Here is an 18458-nt window from a genome sequence, read left to right on the forward strand (position 1 = left end):
TCGCCGGATGGATCGGCTTTCTTGCATGCGCCGGTTTAAACGCCTCCAATTTCTCCTCAACTACCGAGTGTAATCTGCTCGGGGAGGATCGGATGGCCCGCTACGAGCCATGGAACGAAGATCGGGCGCGCGAAATCATCACCGCCAAGGCCGCCACTGAAGGCGCCTGCCTGCCGATCCTGCTGGAAATCCAGGCGGTTTTCGGCTGCGTGCCGCAAGCCGCCGAACCCCTGGTCGCCGCCGGGCTGAACCTCACCCGAGCCGAGGTCCACGGCATCGTCAGCTTCTATCATGATTTCCGCCGCACACCCCCCGGCCGGCACCGGCTGCAGGTCTGCCGCGCCGAGGCCTGTCAGGCTGTCGGCGGCGACGCGCTCGGCACACATGTGCGCGAGACCCTGGCGGTGGACTGGCACGGCACCACCACCGACGGCGCGGTGACGCTCGAACCCGCCTTCTGCCTCGGCCTCTGCGCCAGCGGGCCGTCCGCCCTGCTCGATGGCCGCCCGTTCGGCCGCCTCGACCCGTCCCGCATCGACCACATGCTGGACACCCTGGCGTGACCCGGATCTACGTCCCCCGCGACGCCGCCGCCCTCGCCGTCGGTGCCGACGACGTGGCAGCAGCGCTGGCCGCCCACGCCGACGTGGTCCGCACCGGCTCGCGCGGCCTGTTCTGGCTCGAACCGATGATCGAGGTCGCCACCCCCACCGGCCGCATCGCCTACGGCCCGGTCGCCGCCGCCGATATCGCGGCGCTGCTGGCCGACGGCCTGCTCACCGCTTCGGCCACCCACCTGCGCCTCGGCGTTCCCGAACAGATCCCGTTCCTGGCCCGCCAGACCCGGCTGACCTTCGCCCGCTGCGGCATCGTCGATCCGCTCTCGCTCGACGACTACCGCGCCCACGGCGGCATGGCCGGCCTCGATACCGCCCGCGCCCTCGGGCCGGCCGCGACCGTGCAGGCGGTAACAGCCTCCGGACTGCGCGGCCGCGGCGGCGCCGGCTTTCCCACCGGGATCAAGTGGAAGACCGTGGCCGACGCCCCGCCCGGCCGCAAATTCCCCGGCGAAGGCCGCGAACTCCGCGGCGAAAGCCGCACGTTCCCCGGCGGAGGCCGCAAATTCATCGTCTGCAACGCCGACGAAGGCGACTCCGGCACCTACGCCGACCGCATGCTGCTGGAGGGCGACCCGTTCAGCCTGATCGAGGGCATGGCGATCGCCGCCCTCGCCGTCGGCGCCACCAAGGGCTACGTCTACACCCGCTCCGAATACCCCCAGGCCATCGCCACCTTCGACCAGGCACTGACCATCGCCCGCGCCGCCGGTCTGCTCGGCCAAGACTTCGACATCGAACAACGCCAAGGCGCCGGCGCCTATGTATGCGGCGAGGAAACCTCGCTGCTCGAAAGCCTCGAAGGCCGCCGCGGCCAGGTCAGGGCCAAACCGCCGCTACCCGCCCATGTCGGCCTGTTCGGCTGCCCCACCGTGATCAACAACCTCGTCACCCTGGCCACCGTGCCCGCCATCCTGCGCGACGGCGCCGCCGCCTACCAGGCCATCGGCATGGGGCGCTCGCGCGGCACCATGCCGATCCAGCTCGCCGGCAACCTGCGCCACGCCGGCCTGTTCGAGGCCGGCTTCGGCCTCACCCTGGGTGAACTGGTCAACGACATCGGCGGCGGCACCCTCTCAGGCCGCCCGATCCGCGCCGTCCAGGTCGGCGGCCCGCTCGGCGCCTACTTCCCGGCCGCCCTGTTCGACACCCCGTTCGACTACGAGGCGTTCACCGCCCGCGACGGCCTGATCGGCCACGGCGGCGTCGTGGTGTTCGACGACACCGTCGACATGGCCCGCCAGGCCCGCTTCGCCATGGAGTTCTGCGGCATCGAATCCTGCGGCAAGTGCACCCCATGCCGCATCGGGTCGGTGCGCGGCATGGAAACCGTCGACAAGATCCTCGCCGGCCGCAACGTCGACGCCAACCTGGAACTGCTGCGCGACCTTTGCCACACCATGAAGTTCGGCTCGCTGTGCGCCCTGGGCGGGTTCATCCCCTTCCCGGTGCTCAGCGCAATGAACTTCTTCCCCGAAGATTTCCGCCAGGCCCAGCCCCTGGAGCATGATCGCACTGAGTGGAGCGTCCACAGTGCGTGAATCATCCGACCAAACCAAGAGCTGGATCGGTTTCCCGGCGCGCCGCCGGCGGAAAACCGATCCAGCCGCCGAATGAAGGAATCCCCGCCCATGGCGATGCTGCAAGAGATCGACTACGGCACCCCAGCCGTCACCAACCAAGCCGGCATCGACCACGCCGGAGCGGACCAGGCCGGCATCGACCAGGCCCGCATCGACGAGGCCGTCGCGGGCCAGGCCAGCGTCACCCTGACCATCGACGGCCGCGAAATCACGGTGCCCGAAGGCACCTCGATCATGCGCGCCTCGATGCACGCCGGCATCAAGGTGCCACGCCTCTGCGCCACCGACAGCCTGCAAAGCTTCGGCAGTTGCCGGCTCTGCCTGGTGCAGATCGAGGGCCGCAACGGCACCCCGGCCTCCTGCACCACCCCGGTCGCACCGGGGATGGCCGTCCACACCGTCAGCGACACCCTGCGCCGGCTGCGCCGCGGCGTGATGGAACTCTACATCTCCGACCATCCGCTCGACTGCCTGACCTGTGGGGCCAACGGCAACTGTGAACTGCAGGACGCCGCCGGCGAGGTCGGACTGCGCGACGTGCGCTACGGCTACGACGGCGAAAACCACCTGTCGGCCCCGATCGACGCCTCCAACCCCTACTTCAACTTCGATCCGGCCCGCTGCATCGTCTGCTCCCGCTGCGTGCGCGCCTGCGAGGAAGTGCAAGGCACCTTCGCGCTCACCATCCAGGGCCGCGGCTTCGACTCCAAGGTCGCCGCCAGCGCCGACGAACCGTTCCTGACCAGCGAGTGCGTGTCCTGCGGCGCCTGCGTACAAGCCTGCCCGACCGCCACCTTGATCGAGAAATCCGTGGTCGAGATGGGCCAGCCCGAGCACTCGGTGGTAACCACCTGCGCCTATTGCGGCGTCGGCTGCAGCTTCAAGGCGGAAATGCGCGGCGACCAGGTGGTGCGCATGGTGCCGTGGAAGGACGGCAAGGCGAACCACGGCCATTCCTGCGTCAAGGGCCGCTTCGCCTGGGGCTACGCGCAACACAAGGATCGCATCCTCGCCCCGATGATCCGCGACAGGATCTCCGACCCCTGGCGCAAGGTCAGCTGGGACGTAGCAATCCAACGCGTCGCCTCGGAGTTCAAGCGCATCCAGGCCAAGGCCGGCAAGGACTCGATCGGCGTGATCACCTCGTCGCGCTGCACCGATGAGGAAACCTACCTGGTGCAGAAACTGGCCCGCGCCGCCTTCGGCAACAACAACACCGACACCTGCGCCCGGGTGTGCCACTCGCCGACCGGCTACGGGCTGGGCAAGACCTTCGGCACCTCGGCCGGCACCCAGGACTTCGACAGCGTCGAACAGTCCGACGTCATCATCGTGATCGGCGCCAACCCGACCGACGGCCATCCGGTGTTCGCCTCGCGCATGAAGCAGCGGCTGCGCCAGGGCGCCAAGCTGATCGTGATCGATCCAAGGCGGATCGACCTGGTGCGCACCCCCCACGTCGCTGCGTCCTATCACCTGGCGCTGCGGCCCGGCACCAACGTCGCGATGCTGACCGCGCTGGCCCACGTCATCGTCACCGAAGGCCTGGCCGCGCGTGACTTCATCGCCGAACGCTGCGAGACCGACGCATACGCCGACTGGGCCGCCTTCGTGTCCGAACCGCGCCACAGCCCCGAGGCATTGCAAGCCACCACCGGCGTGCCCGCCGATCAGGTGCGGGGCGCCGCCAGACTGTTCGCCACCGGCGGCAACGGCGCGATCTACTACGGGCTGGGGGTGACCGAACACAGCCAGGGCAGCACCGCGGTGATGGCGATCGCCAACCTCGCGATGGCCACCGGCAACATCGGCCGGCGCGGCGTCGGTGTGAACCCGCTACGCGGCCAAAACAACGTCCAGGGCAGTTGCGACATGGGCAGCTTTCCGCACGAACTGCCCGGCTACCGCCATGTCGGCGACCCCGTCGTGCGGTCAATCTACGAAGCCGAATGGGGCGTGCCGATCGACCCCGAACCCGGCCTGCGCATCCCCAACATGCTGGATGCCGCGGTCGATGGATCGTTCCTCGGGCTCTACGTCCAGGGCGAGGACATCGCCCAGTCCGATCCCGACACCCAGCACGTCACCGCCGGCCTGTCGGCGATGGAATGCGTCGTCGTGCACGATCTTTTCTTGAACGAAACGGCGAACTACGCCCACGTGTTCCTGCCCGGCGCCACGTTCCTGGAAAAGGACGGCACCTTCATCAACGCCGAACGCCGCATCAACCGCGTGCGCAAGGTGATGGAACCGCGCGCCGGCCTGGGTGACTGGGAGGTGACGCAGGCGATCGCCAACGCCATGGGCTACCCGATGCACTACAACCACCCGTCCGAGATCATGGACGAGATCGCCCGCACCACGCCGACCTTCGCCGGCGTATCCTACGACCGGCTGGAACAGGGGTCGGTGCAGTGGCCGTGCAACGACGCCATGCCGGACGGCACGCCGATCATGCACGTCGATCACTTCGTCCGCGGCAAGGGCAACTTCGTGATCACCGAATACATCGCCACCGACGAAAAGGTCGGGCCGCGCTTCCCGCTGCTGCTGACCACCGGGCGGATCCTGTCGCAGTACAACGTCGGCGCCCAGACCAGGCGCACCGCCAACGTGGTCTGGCACGCCGAGGACCTGCTGGAGATCCACCCGCACGACGCCGAGGAACGCGGCGTCAAGCACGGCGACTGGGTGCGCCTGCGCAGCCGAGCGGGCGAAACCACGCTGCGCGCGACGGTGACCGAACGGGTGGCGCCCGGCGTGGTCTATACCACGTTCCACCACCCGGTGACCCAGGCCAACGTGGTCACCACCGAATTCTCCGACTGGGCGACCAACTGTCCGGAGTACAAGGTGACCGCGGTGCAGGTCTCGCCGTCCAACGGACCGTCCGACTGGCAGGTGGAGTATCAGGCGATGTCGGCGGAAAACCGCCGGATCGAGCCGGTGCCGGCCGGTGAATGACGCCGCTCGCATCCGATCGCAGAGCAGCGTGACTCGCATCCGGTCGCGGAGCAGCGTGAAACACGGAGCGTCCTCGGTTCGGCGCGCGGATCGGATACTCCCGCGGTCAGCGACGTATCCCGCTTATCCGATGCGCGCTACGAGCATGAAACCCCTGACCCCGGCCGATGGCTGACCCCGTCGTCCCCGCCGTTCGGGTCGCCTGGCGTGGTGACACCTGCCAGGACGGCGTGCGTTCGGTGCCGCGGGAAACCCCGGTCGCGCTGACCTACAACCGAACCACCCACGCGGTAATGCTGGCCACGCCCTCCGACCTCGAGGACTTCGCCATCGGCTTCAGCCGCTCCGAGGGGTTGATCGAGACCGCCGCCGACATCCTGGCGCTCGACATCGTCGAGGTCGCCGACGGTATCGAGTGCCGTATGGACCTCGCGCCCGACCGGCTGGCCGCGCTAACCCGGCGCCAGCGCCGCCTCGCCGGACCCAGCGGCTGCGGCCTGTGCGGCCTCGACAGCCTGGCCGCGGCAATCCGCCCGGCACCGGCGGTGCTTCGCGGCAGAGCATTCAGTGCCGCGATGATCCAGGACGCGATGCGCGCGATGCCCGCAGCCCAGGTGCTGAACGCCACCACCCACGCGGTCCATGCCGCGGCGTTCTGGACCCCCGAACGCGGCCTGATCGCGCTGCGCGAGGATGTCGGCCGGCACAACGCGCTCGACAAGCTGGCCGGCGCATTGGCGCGAGCCGCGGTGCGGGCGGACGATGGCCTGGTACTGCTGTCGAGCCGGGTCTCGGTCGAGATGGTGCAAAAAGCGGCGACCCTGGGTGCGGCGGTGATCGTCGCCGTCTCTGCTCCCACTTCACTGGCGATCGAGGTCGCTAATGCCGCCGGCCTCACCTTGGTCGGCATCGCCCGCGACGACGGCTTCGAGGTCTTCACCCACCTCAACCGCATCACCGTTCGGACCACCCGCCATGTCGCATGACCGGCTCGGCTACATGGCCAACCAGATCGGTCGTTTCTTCCAGACACAGAAACCGGAGACCGCGGTGGCCGCGATCGAGGACCATCTGCTGAAGTTCTGGGACCCGCGCATGCGCCGCGCGATCGTCGCCCAGTTGGCCGAGGGACGCGTCGAACTCGACCCGCTGGTGCTCCAGGCGGTCGAGCGCCTGGACCGCGGCTGACCCGCCATCCCGACTGCCCGACCGGGCTCCCCGACCGCTGGACCGAGCATCCCAATTGCCCGACCGGGCATCCTGATCGCTGGACTGGGCACCCCGATTGCCCGACCGGATACCCCGATCTCTGGACCGGGTACCCCGATCGCTGGACCGGGCGCCCCGATCGCGGGACTGGGCACCCCGATCGCTGGACTGGGCACCCCGATCGCCCGATGCGGCACACCGATCGCTGGACCGGTCATCCCGATCGACCGGGCATCCTGATCGCCCGATGCGGCACACCGATCGGCTGAACCCCAGCCGATCCCCGGAGCGCATTTGGTCGCGCACTTCTGATGCCGCAACGCGAATCCTGATGCACCAGCAGGGTATCCGGTCACCCGATGCGACCGACCTCGGCGACGCGTTTCGCCACGGCCGGCGATCAGCTGGATTTGGTTTGGCAGCCGCCGCCAGCGCCCATAACATCGACCGCAAGCGCGGAACAAATCCGCGCGCAACGAACAAACGACCAGGGAGTGATAGAATGACGGGCAACTCGTTCTTGAGCAGGGACAACATTGTCGCCGGTGCCAGGTTCAATCGTTGGCCGGTGCCCCCGGCCGCGCTTGCCATCCATCTCAGCATCGGCATGGCCTACGGCTTCTCGGTGTTCTGGCTGCCGATGACCCACCTGATCGCCAACCACGATCCCGCTTCCTGCACCGGACAAGGTTTCGGCACTGAACTGTTCACGCAGACCTGCAACTGGACCGTGCCGGCGGTCACCCCGGTGTTCGAGATCTTCATCGCCGTGCTCGGCCTGTCGGCCGCGATCTGGGGCGGCTGGCTGGAGCGTGCCGGACCGCGCAAGGCGGGACTGATTGCCGCGCTGTGCTGGGGCGGCGGCCTGATGCTGCTCGGCGTTTCGGTGTCGCTGCACCAGCTCTGGCTGGTCTACCTGGCGGCGGTGGTCTGCGGCATCGGCCAGGGCCTGGGCTACATCACGCCGGTCTCCACGCTGATCAACTGGTTTCCTGATCGCCGCGGCCTGGCCACCGGCCTCGCCATCATGGGCTATGGCGGCGGTGCGATGATCGGCGCCCCGCTGGCGGTTTGGCTGATCGCGCGGTTCAGCGCCAACGCCATCCCCGGGGTGGCGCCGGCGCTGATCGTGCTGGGCGTGATCTACTTCACCTTCATGGCCGGCGGCGCGCTGGGTGTCCGCGTCCCGCCCGCCCGCTGGCAACCCACCGGGTGGACGCCGCCGGCAACGGGTGCGTCCGATGCGATGATAACCCCGGCCAACGTGCTGGTGGACACTGCCTGGAGGACACCGCAGTTCTGGCTGATCTGGGGTGTGCTCTGCCTGAACGTCACCGCCGGCATCGGGGTAATCTCGATGGCTAGCCCGATGCTGCAGGACGTATTCGGAGCCAAGCTCGTCGGGGTCCACACCACCGCGGCGCTGAGCGCGGGGCAGAAGGCCGCGATCGTCGCCGCGGCGGCCGGGCTGGTGGGGCTGATCAGCCTGTTCAACGCGCTGGGCCGGATCTTCTGGGCGTCGTTGTCGGACAAGATCGGCCGCAAGGCCATGTATTACGCGATCTTCGTCATCGGCATCGTGGTCTATGGCCTGCTGCCGACCTGGGGGCACCTCGGTCTGCCGATCCTGTTCGTGCTATCGATCTGCATCATCCTGTCGATGTACGGCGGCGGCTTCTCGACCGTGCCGGCCTATCTGGCCGACATCTTCGGCACCGAGATGGTGGGGGCGATCCATGGCCGGCTGATCACCGCCTGGTCGGTCGCCGGCGTCGTCGGGCCGGCCTTGATCGCCGGGCTGCGGCAGTTCCAGCTCGATCGTGGCATGGCGCCTAGTATGGTCTATGACAACACGCTGTATGTCATGGCCTTCCTGCTGTTCTGTGGGCTGCTGTGCAATTACTTCGTCAAGCCGGTGGATGCCAAGTATCACGCAAATAATCTGGATACCCGGAGCGGCGAGGAACGCGGGCTCGCCGGCGCTCAATCGGTGGCGCGCGGCAGCTTAGGCCTGGTCGGGGTGCTGGCGTGGCTGGCGGTCGGCGTGCCGTTCCTGATCGGGCTGTCCATCGCCTGCACCAAGGTCGCCGCGCTGGTCTAGGTCACTGCCGCCGTCACGGCTCGGTGTCGCGGGTCCTCGTGGCGTGCGGCGCGAGCCAGCCCATTGCGGCGCCGGGCTCGCTATCAGTGGTCGGAAGATAGGGTTTGATGTCCAGCAGCGGAGTGCCGTCGACACAGTCCAGATAGCGCAGCTTCAGCGTGTCGGGGGTTGCGAACCCGTCGAACGCGACGACCGACAATCCGATCGGATTGGGCCGGAACGGCGCGCGGGTGGCGAACACGCCGCGTGGCCGGGAATCGAACGGCGGGGTGAAGAGCAGCCTCGGGCGCGGCTGCGGGCCGACCCAGTAGAGCAGCATCAGATGCGAGAAGCCGTCGAGACTGGCCAGGCCTTCGACCAGTTCCGGCAACAGTCTCGCGATGCAGGTCGGGGCGGGGTCGAGCTGACGACCGTTGCGCGGGCAGTCGGCGATCGCGGTCCACGGCGTGTGCAGCATGCCGATCGGGTGCAGCAGCATTTCGGGTGTGTCGGGCAAGCGAACCGCCTCACGCTGGGGTGCACGATCATTGGCCGCCGAGGTGGACGCGGCAAGCGGGTTGGTCGATTGACACGCCTCGGTATGGCCGCCAGCGTTTCGCTTCGCTGACAAGGGAAAAACCAGGGAGGTTGCAATGAAACGCCTGACGCTGAAGAAGTCGCTTATCCCGGCGATCCCGCTTGTGTTGGTGTGCGTGGCCGCGCAGGCGCGGGATGTGAAGTCCGACATCGATGCGGCCAACCACAAGTTTGGCGCCGCCTATGCCAGGGGTGACGCCTCCGCAATCGCGCAGTTGTACACGCCGCACGCCACCGTGTTTCCTCCGGGCGCCGACATGGTGAGCGGGCGTGACGGCATTCAGAAGGTCTGGGCGGGCGCAATCCAGAGCGGCCTGAAGATCACCGGCTTGCAGACCCTCTCGGTCGAGCAGTACGGCAACGCGGCGCGCGAGATTGGTCGCTTCACCGGCGAGGCGCCGGATGCGCAGAAACAGATGGCCAAGATCGACGGCAAGTATGTCGTTGTCTGGAAGCGGGTGAACGGCAGTTGGATGCTGGATAGCGACATCTGGAACCTCAATCAGTACCTCAGCAACCAGTAAACCTCAGCGACCGCGGCCGTGCCGCGATCGCGGCGGCAAGGACCGCTGGCTTGACACCTCGGCATGGCTGAACCTTGATCGGTGGCACTATTGTTCGAGCGGGCGATGCACGCTTTTGGTGATGCCACCAAAAGCGATCGCACTCCAGAAGCGGGGAAGCGATGACCCAGAAGACCAAGCTGCGCGCCAGCTTCGCCGAGGCGGTGTCTGACATCGCCGACGGCAGCACCATCGGCTTCGGCGGCTTCGCCATGCCGGGCACGCCGTTCAACCTGATCAAGGCGCTGATGGCGCACGGCGCCAAGCGGCTGACCCTGGTGGCCAACACTACCGGCGGCGCGCAACAGCCCAGGATGCCCGATATCGGCATGCTGGTGGAGAACGGCCAGGTCGCCAAGGTGATCTGCGCCTTCACCGCGGCGACACGCCCGACCGATGTGCTGCCGTTCACCAAGTATTACGAATCCGGTGAGGTGGAGGCGGAACTGGTGCCGCAAGGGACGCTGGCGGAACGGCTGCGCGCCGCGGGGGCCGGCATCCCGGCATTCTATACGCCGACGGCGGTCGGCACAGAGCTGGCCCAGGGGCGCGAAACCCGAGTCATCGAGGGCCGCGAATACCTGCTGGAATACGCACTGTCGCTGGACTACGCGTTGATCCGAGCGCGCAGCGCGGATGCGGGCGGCAATTTGCGCTTCCACCGCTCGCAGCGCAATTTCGGCCCGGTGATGGCGACCGCGGCGCGCTGCACCATCGCCGAGATCGACGATAAGGTGTTGCCGTTGGGCGGCATCGATCCGGACGATGTGCATACGCCTGGTATCTACGTCCATCGCCTGGTGCAGGTGCCTCCCGAACCGGTGGGCATCTGGCCCAGCAAGCGGCAGGCCAGGGGACAGGAGACGCGGCGATGAGCGGAGCCAAGGGCCTGAGCCGGCAGCAGATGGCCGATCGCCTGGCGCGCGAGTTCCAGGATGGCTGGATCGTCAACCTGGGTGTGGGTATTCCGACGCTGTGCTCGAACACCGATATCGGTGACCGCGATATCACCTATCATTCCGAGAACGGGGTGATCGGCTATGGCGGGGTGGCGCCCGAGGGGACCGAGGACCTGAACCTGGTCAATGCCGGGGGCCAGAATGTGACCTTGAAGCCGGGCGCGGCGGTGGTGCACCACGCCGACAGTTTTGGGGTGATCCGCGGCGGACACATCGATGCGACCGTGATGGGGGCGTATCAGGTGTCGATGGGCGGGGATTTCGCCAACTGGAAGCTGAAGGGACAGAAGGGCGGCGGCATCGGCGGGGCGATGGACCTGGCGGCGTGCGCCAAGCGGGTGTTCATCATCCTGGAGCACGTCACTCGCGATGGTAAACCGCGTCTGGTGACGGCGTGCGACCTGCCGGTGACGGCGCGCGGTGTGGTGACGCTTGTCGCGACGAATTTCGGGCTGTTCGAGCCGACCGGTTCGGGTTTTCGGCTGCGCGAGATCGCGCCTGGGCTGACGGTGGAGGAGATCCGCGCGGTGACGGGGGGGACGCTGACTGTGGCCGACGGGCTGGGGACGGTCGCCGTCGGGGGATGACGGCGAAGGTCAGATCGGTCGGCAGCGATTGCGGGGGTGATCGGCGCCGGTGGCCGCGCCACCCGGTTCCAGCGTGCGGTGGCTTTCGGTGGCGTCAACAAAAGCGTGGATCGCCTCTCGAACAACGAGTTGCGGAGCAATCTGCAAAAATGTGATCTCGACCTTATGGGCGCTGTCAGGGGTTCCGCGATGAACCAAGCGAGACGCGGCCGCATTCATACATTGATGGCATGCCGAGCAGGACTCTCTGCCGATGGCCGAGGTCAAGGCCCAAAGCCGCGAAGCGGGCCGCCACCGGCGGCGGCCTTGAGGTCGGTTATCGGCAGAGGGACATTCGAAAGCACCATCGGGTCGCCAGATCGTCGAACATCGTCGGTCACCTCAAGTCCCGGCGTTTACGCACTATCGGTTCAACCCCGAACCGATATTGTGCCGGGTCGCGGTCCGATCCGCATGCCGCTCGTCGGGCGACATCAGCGTGCGGCGCCGTGGACACGCCAGATGGTGTTGCCGACGTCATCGGCGACCAGCAATCCGCCGTGACCATCCAACGCGACCCCAACCGGGCGGCCACGTGCGTTTCCATCGGCATCGAGAAATCCGGTCAGCACATCGATCGGCTCGCCGTCCGGTCGGCCATCGACGAAGGGGACGAAGATCACCCGGTAGCCGCTCGGCGGGCGGCGGTTCCATGAACCGTGCTGACCGACAAAAGCACCCGTCGTGAACGGAGCCGGAAGCAAGCTGTGCGTCGTGATCGCCAGACCCAGCGAGGCGGTGTGCGCGCCCAGAGCATAATCCGGTGCGATCGCCTGGGCCGCCAGATCGGGTCGTTGCGGATGCACACGCTGGTCAAGATGCTGGCCGTAGTAGCTGAACGGCCACCCGTAGAAGCCACCGTCGCGCACCGAGGTCATGTAATCCGGCACCAGATCGCTGCCCAGCGCGTCGCGTTCATTCACCGCCGTCCACAACACAGGTCGCGGATCGAGCGCGAACGCAAGTCCGTTCGGATTGCGCAGCCCGGTGGCAAAGCTGCGATGTTCGCCGGTGCGCACATCGACCTGCCAGATTTGCGCTCGGTCTTGTTCGGCCGCCAAGCCGTTCTCCCCGACGTTGCTGTTGGAGCCGATGCTGACATAGAGGAAGCGCCCGTCCGGGCTGGCGACCAGGTTCTTGGTCCAGTGGTGGTTGATGGGTCCCGCCGGCAACTCCGTCAGGATCGATCCCGGTTCATCGATATGGGTTTGACCCGGGTGATAGCGGTATCGGCGGATCGCGTCGGTATCCGCAACGAAGAGCTGGTCACCGACCAACGCGATGCCATAAGGCGAGTGCAGTCCTTGCAGGAAAACCGAGCGCACATCCGCCACGCCATCGGCGTGCGTGTCGCGCAGCAGAACGAGGCGATTGGCACTTGGCACTCCGGCACCGGCGCGGCGCATGATCCACCGGGTGACCAGGCCGCGCAGGCCGGGGCTATCATCGGGCTTTGGCGGAGCGTTGGTTTCCGCCACCAGCACATCTCCGTTGGGCAGCACATAGACGTTGCGCGGATGCTCGAGGCCGGTCGCGAAGGCGGTCACCGCCAGGCCTGGTGCGGGGGTCGGCTGCTCGCCCTGGCGCCATCCGACGGCGGGGGCGACCTTTACCGTCGGGAACATGGTGACGTCGGGCGGCGGCAATTGCGGCCGCGGTCCGATGCCCGCGGAGAGTGGCAGCTTTGCGCTGTCGCCGCAGGCGGACAGCGACACCACGGTGCCGGCTGCAACGATGGCGGCCATCAGCAAACCTGGTCTTGGCATGGCGTGGTTTTCCTCCGAGAATTGAATTCCGGCGATGCCCGGAGATTCCAAGCCGACGCCGCCTTGTCGCCTGACCGGTGCCGAACGACTGGAACGCAACCCGGCGAACGACGGTAACTGCTTGACCTATCCCATGGATGCAAGCGGTCGTGCGATGGCGTTCGCACCTGCTGATCACCAGGCAACGCGGTTGGTTGAGCATTCGATAGTCGGGGCCTGCGCTGGAGTAAGCATCTGGACTAGATTCGGGCACCATGTGGTCCGACACGATTTTCGCCCTCGCCTCCGGGTCCGCCCGCGCCGCCATCGCGGTGCTGCGGCTCAGCGGACCCGCCACCGGGCCCGCGGTGGCGGCGCTGTGCGGCGGCGTGTTGCCGGCGCCGCGGCGTGCCTCGGTGCGCCGGCTGCGGCAACCGTCGGGGGGGTTGCTGGACCATGCCGTTGTGCTGTGGTTCCCCGGACCCGACAGCTACACCGGGGAGGATTGCGCGGAGCTGCAGTTGCATGGCGGCCGCGCGGTGATCGACGGGGTTGCCGGGGCGTTGATCGAAGCCGGGTTGCGCCCCGCCGAAGCCGGGGAATTCACCCGCCGAGGCTTCCTGAACGGGCGCATGGACCTGGTCGAGGCGGAGGCGGTGCATGATTTGGTGGCGGCCGAGACCGAGGCGCAACGTCGCCAGGCGCTGCGCCAGCTCGAGGGCGCGCTCGGGGCGTTGTATCAGGACTGGGCGGACCGGCTGCGCGGGCTGCTGGCTTATCAGGAGGCGCTGATCGACTTTCCCGATGAAGACCTGCCGGCGGAGGTGGAGCAACAGGTGCTGACCACGCTGCGCGCCGTTTGCGGCGAAATCCGCCAGCATCTGAACGATGCCGGGCGCGGCGAGAAGCTGCGCGAGGGGCTGTTCTTCGCCATCACCGGCGCCCCCAATGTCGGCAAATCGACGCTGATCAACGCGCTGGCCGAACGCGAGGTGGCGATCGTTTCGGACATTCCCGGTACCACCCGCGACGCGCTGGAAACCCGGGTGGTGCTGGGCGGCGTGCCGGTGACGCTGGTCGACACCGCCGGGCTGCGTGAGGCCGGCGACAGTATCGAGGCCGAGGGCGTGCGCCGAGCGCTGGCTCGGGCGAGGGACGCCGATCTGGTGATGACGGTGGTCGAGGCGGGTTCGGGGCCGCCTGCCGCGCCACCGCCGGGCGGCCCCGGCGGCCTGCTGCCCGCCGGGGCCGGCCATCTGCTGATCGCCAACAAGGCAGATCTCCGGCGCGGCGGTCCGCCCGACGCGCTGCGGATCAGCGCGATGACCGGCCTGGGGATGGCGGACCTGCGCGTTCGGCTGGCCGATGCGGCGCGCGGCATGACCGAATCGAGCGGGCCGCCGCCGCTGACCCAGGCGCGCCACCGCGCCGCCCTGCTGCGCGCGGCTGACCATCTGGATGCCTCGGAACGCGCCGATCTGGCCGAACTGCGGGGCGAGGATCTGCGCCTGGCGATGCGCGCGCTGGGCCGGATCACCGGCCATGTCGGGGTGGAGGATGTTCTCGATACGGTGTTTTCGCGGTTCTGCATCGGCAAGTAACGCGCCGTCTGTGTTGCTGCGTCAGCCCGAGCGGACCGGGCCGCCGGTCGAGTCATCCGAATCGTCTGGAATAAAAGCGCCACGCGCGCCATGGCGGATATTCAGCACTGTGACAATGCGGTTGGCCTCGTCGCGTAGATGATACGGAAGCGCCAACGGCGCCCGTAGCAGATGGCGGAGGCCGCGGTCTTTCGGCGTGGATGGGCCTCGGGCCGAGTGTTCGTCGAGGCTTGAGATGGCCTGCTCGAGCCCGTTGAACAATGCCCGTGCTTGTGCGGCCGGTTCGGCGTTGATGGTCTGATAGATGCGTCTGAGGTTGCGGACTGCCCGCGCTGTCAGTTCAACGCGGTATGGCATATTCCGCGCGGATTTCGTCGAACACGGCTGTCGCCGGGCGGGTGCGACCGTTCCTTAAGTCCTCGAGGCCTTGGCGGATGCCTCGGCGGCGCTTGCCTCCGCCGCAAGATCAAGCAAATGCTGGTATGCTTTGGCGTCCTGAACGACGGCAGCCGCCTTGCCGTTCACCGTCAGGATGACGGGTCGCTTGGTGTCCTTGAGGTGCTGCATGATTTCCGCCGAGTGGTTGCGGAAGGTGGTCATGGGCTGAATGTCTTTGGTGATATCCATGGGCCTGTCTGGCTGAAAAGATTACTCAATAAGGTAATACCATCCTGAGAAACCTAGAGCAATTTGCCGTGCAGGAAGCCCAGTGCCGGCAGCGGGCGCCAGGATCGTGGCAGATCCGCCCGCCGGATCGGCCTGACGTGATACAGCGGCGTCGGCTGGCGGCTGTTGCGCAGGAAGTTGGCGTAGGCGTCGACCTGCTGCTCGCGCCACGCTTTGTCGGCGAGCGCGGCGAGGCGGTTGGGAAACACCTCGGCGACGCGGGTCTTTCGACCGATCGAGGCGACCACGGCCCATAGCGTGTCGTCGCGATAGTTGTTCAGGCTCACGGGCTCCACCATGACCTGAAGGCTGGCTTCTCGCGGGCCGGAAGGCAAGTGTCTTTGACGAATGTTGCGCACCGGGCTGGTGGTGCCGTACCCCGCCATGGCCGCCGCTCTCGACGCCGGTCGCGGCAAGGGCGTAGCGTGGCGCGAACGACGGGGGAATGGTGGCAATGAGCGGAGAAAACTGCCTTTCAGGGCTGAAGATCCTGGACCTGACCCAGTTCGAGGCCGGGCCGTCCTGCACCGAGGCGCTGGCCTGGATGGGGGCCGACGTGGTGAAGATCGAGAACCCGAGGGTTGGCGATCCGGGCCGGTCTTCTGGCGGCAAGGGCGCCCATGATGCGTTCTACTTCCTGCAATACAACGCCAACAAGCGATCGGTCGCGGTCAACCTGAAGCATCCGCGCGGGCTCGACCTGGTCAAGCAGATGGCGGCCACCGCGGACGTGGTGATCGAGAACTTCGCACCCGGCGCAATCGAACGGCTGGGACTGGGCTATGAGGTGATCCGGGCGATCAATCCGGCGATCATCTATTGCCAGGTCAAGGGCTTCGGCGCCGGCAGCCGGTTCGAGAACAACCTGGCGTTCGACATGATCGCGCAGGCCTGCGGCGGGCTGATGTCGATCACCGGCGAGGAGGGCGGTCCGCCCTGCAAGCCGGGCGCCACGATCGGCGATACCGGCACCGGCATGTTGATGGCGGTGTCGATCCTGGGTGCCTATGTGCGCCGGCTGCGGACCGGGCAAGGGGAGCATCTGCAGGTCGCCATGCAGGACGCCATCCTGCACTACATCCGCAACGCCTTCGCCTACATGGAACGATCCGATGGCAAGGCGGCGCCGCGGGCCGGATCGAGGACCGTGGGCGGCGGCAATCCTCCGATCGGGGTGTACCCGTGCAGCGGCGGGGGGCCGAACGACTACGTCTATATCTACACCAGCGCGGCCAACCCCGAACATTGGACCCGGTTGCTGAAGGTCATGGGGCGGGAGGACCTGATCGGCGATGCGCGCTTCGCCAGCCCGGCGGCGCGCACCGAACATCGCGCCGAGGTCGATCTGATCGTCTCGGAATGGACGCTGCGCCACGACAAGCATACCGCGATGCACCTGGTGGGGAGTGCCACGATCCCGGCGGGCGCGGTGCTGGATACCCGCGAACTGGCCGACGATGCGTCTTTCGCGCAGCGCGGCATCCGCCAGACCATGCAGCATCCGGAGATCGGCGATTATGTCATGAGCGGCTGGCCGGTGCGTTTCGGCGGCCGCCCACCCGCGGTGAAGGCCGCACCGCTGCTGGGCGAGCACGGCGCCGAGGTGCTCGCGGAGTGGTTGCGTTACGATGCGGCGCGGATCGCCGAACTGAGGGACAACGAGGTGGTCGGCTGATGGCGTATCAATATTGCTCTGTGCAGGATGAAGGTCGACTGCGCATCGTCACGCTAAACCGGCCGGAGGTGCTGAACGCGCTGCATGCCGACGCCAACGACGAGTTGGCCTCGGTGTGGGACGAGTTTGCCGAACGCGATGACCTTTGGGTCGGGATCGTTACGGGGGCGGGCGGCCGGGCGTTCTCGGCGGGAAACGACCTGAAGGTGCAGGCCGGCGGCAAGCGGCGTCCGAACGGGCCGCGCGGCTTTGCCGGCATCTGCAACCGTTTCGACCTGGATAAGCCGTTGATCGCGGCGGTGAACGGGGTCGCGATGGGCGGCGGGTTCGAGACCGCGTTGGCTTGCGACATCATCATCGCGGCGGAGAACGCGGTGTTCGCGCTGCCGGAACCGAGGGTGGGGTTGATCGCCGGGGCCGGGGGGGTGCATCGGCTGCCGCGCTCGATCCCGGTGAAGCAGGCGATGGGGATGATCCTGACCGGGCGCCGGGTGCCGGCGCGCGAGGGGTTCGAACTTGGGTTCGTGACCGAGGTGGTGGCGGAGGGCCAGGCGCTGGAGGCCGCCAGGCGGTGGGCGGCGATGATCCTGGAGTGCTCACCCAAGGCGGTGCGGGCTTCGAAGCAGGCGGCGTATCACGGCCTGGACGAACCGACCCTGCAGCAGGCGATGCGGACAATCTATCCGGCGCAGCGGGAGAACATGGAGAGCGAGGACTATATAGAGGGACCGAGGGCGTTCGCGGAAAAGCGCAAGCCGGACTGGCGGAACCGATGACTGGGGGAACCGATGACTGGTGGGACCGAGGGCTGGCGACATGATTGACGGCGCGGCGGCCAAACCGGAGTATGCCCGGCCATTGGATCGAGCGAGCAGACATTTGGCCGACATTCACGTTGCATCGGAACACGCCGACCGGGTGGTCTGGATTGGATTGATCGTCGCCTGCGGCACCTGCCTCAGTCCGTTGTTTGCCTGCGTCACGCCGTTTGCGGCGCTTGCGGCGCTGGCCGCGCTGAAGCTTGATGGGCGCGACGCGGCCGCTGTCGTCGGTGTGGTGTGGCTGGCGAACCAAGCGATCGGGTATGGGTTCCTGGGCTACCCGTGGACCTGGGACAGCGCGGCCTGGGGGTTGGCGATCGGTGGCTGCTGCGGCCTGGCGGTGGTCGCGGCCAAGGCGCTGTCGGCGCAGCGGGCCGCGCCGTTGGCGATCAGCCTGCCGTTCGTGGCCGCGTTCACCGTGTTCGAGTTCGGTCTGTACCTTGCCGGCTATGTGCTGCCCGGAAGCGGCGGGGCGTTCAGTGCCAGGGTGGTGTGGCAGGTTTTCCTGGTCAACGCGGTGGCGCTTTTTGCGTTGATCGCCTTGGCGGAGCTGGCCAGGGCGGTGCGGGGCGTGGCGTGGAAGGTTGGGTCGGGCCATCCCCCTGGCGCGGTGTCCTAACGCACGATGGCGATTTGAACGCTCCGGCCGATCATGTGCTCGTGTCCCGAATTCTGAAGTTCGCCATATCGGTCGAACATCAGTCTCGTGACGATAGCGCTGTATTTTCAGTGGCCTACTGATCGCAGAACTC

At 67.4% G+C, this 18458-nt stretch carries 18 protein-coding genes; 13 read left to right on the top strand and 5 right to left on the bottom strand.

The genetic code is table 11. The features are described 5' to 3' along the window. Positions 1-92 precede the first annotated feature (92 nt). From ACQY4T_RS19585 to ACQY4T_RS19610, 6 genes are all read left to right on the top strand, one after another. Positions 93-563: a formate dehydrogenase subunit gamma gene (locus tag ACQY4T_RS19585; RefSeq protein ID WP_428534129.1), complete on the top strand. Its 471-nt coding sequence runs from the start codon at positions 93-95 to the stop codon at positions 561-563. Further along, on the top strand, positions 560-2158 hold the full coding sequence (locus ACQY4T_RS19590) for an NADH-ubiquinone oxidoreductase-F iron-sulfur binding region domain-containing protein (protein WP_428534131.1): 1599 nt from the start codon (positions 560-562) through the stop codon (positions 2156-2158). Before ACQY4T_RS19585 ends, ACQY4T_RS19590 begins: the two co-directional genes overlap by 4 nt. 90 nt (positions 2159-2248) lie before the next feature. Continuing rightward, the gene (fdhF, locus tag ACQY4T_RS19595; protein WP_428534133.1) at positions 2249-5164 is read left to right on the top strand and encodes a formate dehydrogenase subunit alpha; all 2916 of its coding nucleotides are present in this window, start codon (positions 2249-2251) and stop codon (positions 5162-5164) included. 167 nt (positions 5165-5331) lie between these two features. Beyond that, positions 5332-6150 carry a formate dehydrogenase accessory sulfurtransferase FdhD gene (gene fdhD / locus ACQY4T_RS19600; RefSeq protein WP_428534135.1) on the top strand — a complete coding sequence of 273 codons (819 nt, stop codon included), beginning with the start codon at positions 5332-5334 and terminating at the stop codon, positions 6148-6150. Beyond that, positions 6140-6352 (top strand): formate dehydrogenase subunit delta, encoded by a 213-nt coding sequence (locus ACQY4T_RS19605; RefSeq protein ID WP_428534137.1) that lies wholly within the window; start codon positions 6140-6142, stop codon positions 6350-6352. Before fdhD ends, ACQY4T_RS19605 begins: the two co-directional genes overlap by 11 nt. Before the next feature lie 523 nt (positions 6353-6875). Beyond that, the gene (locus tag ACQY4T_RS19610) at positions 6876-8474 is read left to right on the top strand and encodes an OFA family MFS transporter (protein WP_428534139.1); all 1599 of its coding nucleotides are present in this window, start codon (positions 6876-6878) and stop codon (positions 8472-8474) included. Positions 8475-8487: 13 nt separating this feature from the next. On the opposite strand, the gene tsaA is transcribed toward ACQY4T_RS19610, so the two are convergent. After that, the gene (tsaA, locus tag ACQY4T_RS19615) at positions 8488-8970 is read right to left on the bottom strand and encodes a tRNA (N6-threonylcarbamoyladenosine(37)-N6)-methyltransferase TrmO (protein ID WP_428534141.1); all 483 of its coding nucleotides are present in this window, start codon (positions 8968-8970) and stop codon (positions 8488-8490) included. A gap of 136 nt (positions 8971-9106) precedes the next feature. Between tsaA and ACQY4T_RS19620 the strand changes: the two genes are divergently transcribed. The 3 genes from ACQY4T_RS19620 (at position 9107) to ACQY4T_RS19630 (ending at position 11159) form a co-directional block, all read left to right on the top strand. Then, the gene (locus ACQY4T_RS19620; protein ID WP_428534143.1) at positions 9107-9574 is read left to right on the top strand and encodes a YybH family protein; all 468 of its coding nucleotides are present in this window, start codon (positions 9107-9109) and stop codon (positions 9572-9574) included. A 161-nt stretch (positions 9575-9735) separates the two neighbouring features. After that, positions 9736-10488, top strand: a complete 753-nt coding sequence (locus ACQY4T_RS19625; protein ID WP_428534145.1) for a CoA transferase subunit A — start codon at positions 9736-9738, stop codon at positions 10486-10488. Continuing rightward, complete coding sequence (locus tag ACQY4T_RS19630) at positions 10485-11159, top strand: 3-oxoacid CoA-transferase subunit B (RefSeq protein ID WP_428534147.1); 675 nt, start codon at positions 10485-10487, stop codon at positions 11157-11159. The genes ACQY4T_RS19625 and ACQY4T_RS19630 overlap by 4 nt, the downstream gene beginning before the upstream one ends. A gap of 473 nt (positions 11160-11632) precedes the next feature. Here the strand turns inward: ACQY4T_RS19630 and ACQY4T_RS19635 are convergent, their stop codons facing one another. Continuing rightward, positions 11633-12964: a PQQ-dependent sugar dehydrogenase gene (locus ACQY4T_RS19635; protein WP_428534149.1), complete on the bottom strand. Its 1332-nt coding sequence runs from the start codon at positions 12962-12964 to the stop codon at positions 11633-11635. Positions 12965-13218: 254 nt separating this feature from the next. On the opposite strand from ACQY4T_RS19635, the gene mnmE reads away from it, so the two are divergent. Further along, positions 13219-14544 carry a tRNA uridine-5-carboxymethylaminomethyl(34) synthesis GTPase MnmE gene (gene mnmE, locus ACQY4T_RS19640; RefSeq protein WP_428534151.1) on the top strand — a complete coding sequence of 442 codons (1326 nt, stop codon included), beginning with the start codon at positions 13219-13221 and terminating at the stop codon, positions 14542-14544. Between the two features lie 21 nt (positions 14545-14565). Here mnmE and ACQY4T_RS19645 read toward each other — a convergent pair whose 3' ends face one another. Genes ACQY4T_RS19645 through ACQY4T_RS19655 form a run of 3 tightly spaced genes read right to left on the bottom strand, consistent with a single transcriptional unit; the run spans position 14566 to position 15497 of the window. Continuing rightward, on the bottom strand, positions 14566-14901 hold the full coding sequence (locus ACQY4T_RS19645) for a type II toxin-antitoxin system RelE/ParE family toxin (RefSeq protein ID WP_428534153.1): 336 nt from the start codon (positions 14899-14901) through the stop codon (positions 14566-14568). A 54-nt stretch (positions 14902-14955) separates the two neighbouring features. Continuing rightward, positions 14956-15171: a type II toxin-antitoxin system Phd/YefM family antitoxin gene (locus ACQY4T_RS19650; protein ID WP_428534155.1), complete on the bottom strand. Its 216-nt coding sequence runs from the start codon at positions 15169-15171 to the stop codon at positions 14956-14958. A gap of 53 nt (positions 15172-15224) precedes the next feature. Further along, positions 15225-15497 carry a hypothetical protein gene (locus ACQY4T_RS19655; protein ID WP_428534157.1) on the bottom strand — a complete coding sequence of 91 codons (273 nt, stop codon included), beginning with the start codon at positions 15495-15497 and terminating at the stop codon, positions 15225-15227. Positions 15498-15664: 167 nt separating this feature from the next. Here ACQY4T_RS19655 and ACQY4T_RS19660 point away from each other — a divergent pair, with 167 nt between their 5' ends. From ACQY4T_RS19660 to ACQY4T_RS19670, 3 genes are all read left to right on the top strand, one after another. Then, the gene (locus tag ACQY4T_RS19660; RefSeq protein ID WP_428534159.1) at positions 15665-16885 is read left to right on the top strand and encodes a CaiB/BaiF CoA transferase family protein; all 1221 of its coding nucleotides are present in this window, start codon (positions 15665-15667) and stop codon (positions 16883-16885) included. Beyond that, positions 16885-17661 (top strand): enoyl-CoA hydratase-related protein, encoded by a 777-nt coding sequence (locus tag ACQY4T_RS19665; RefSeq protein WP_428534161.1) that lies wholly within the window; start codon positions 16885-16887, stop codon positions 17659-17661. Before ACQY4T_RS19660 ends, ACQY4T_RS19665 begins: the two co-directional genes overlap by 1 nt. Before the next feature lie 103 nt (positions 17662-17764). After that, positions 17765-18325 carry a hypothetical protein gene (locus tag ACQY4T_RS19670; protein ID WP_428534163.1) on the top strand — a complete coding sequence of 187 codons (561 nt, stop codon included), beginning with the start codon at positions 17765-17767 and terminating at the stop codon, positions 18323-18325. The last annotated feature ends 133 nt before the right edge of the window (positions 18326-18458 follow it).

Source organism: Rhodopila sp. (genome assembly GCF_965277825.1).
Lineage (GTDB): Bacteria > Pseudomonadota > Alphaproteobacteria > Acetobacterales > Acetobacteraceae > Rhodopila.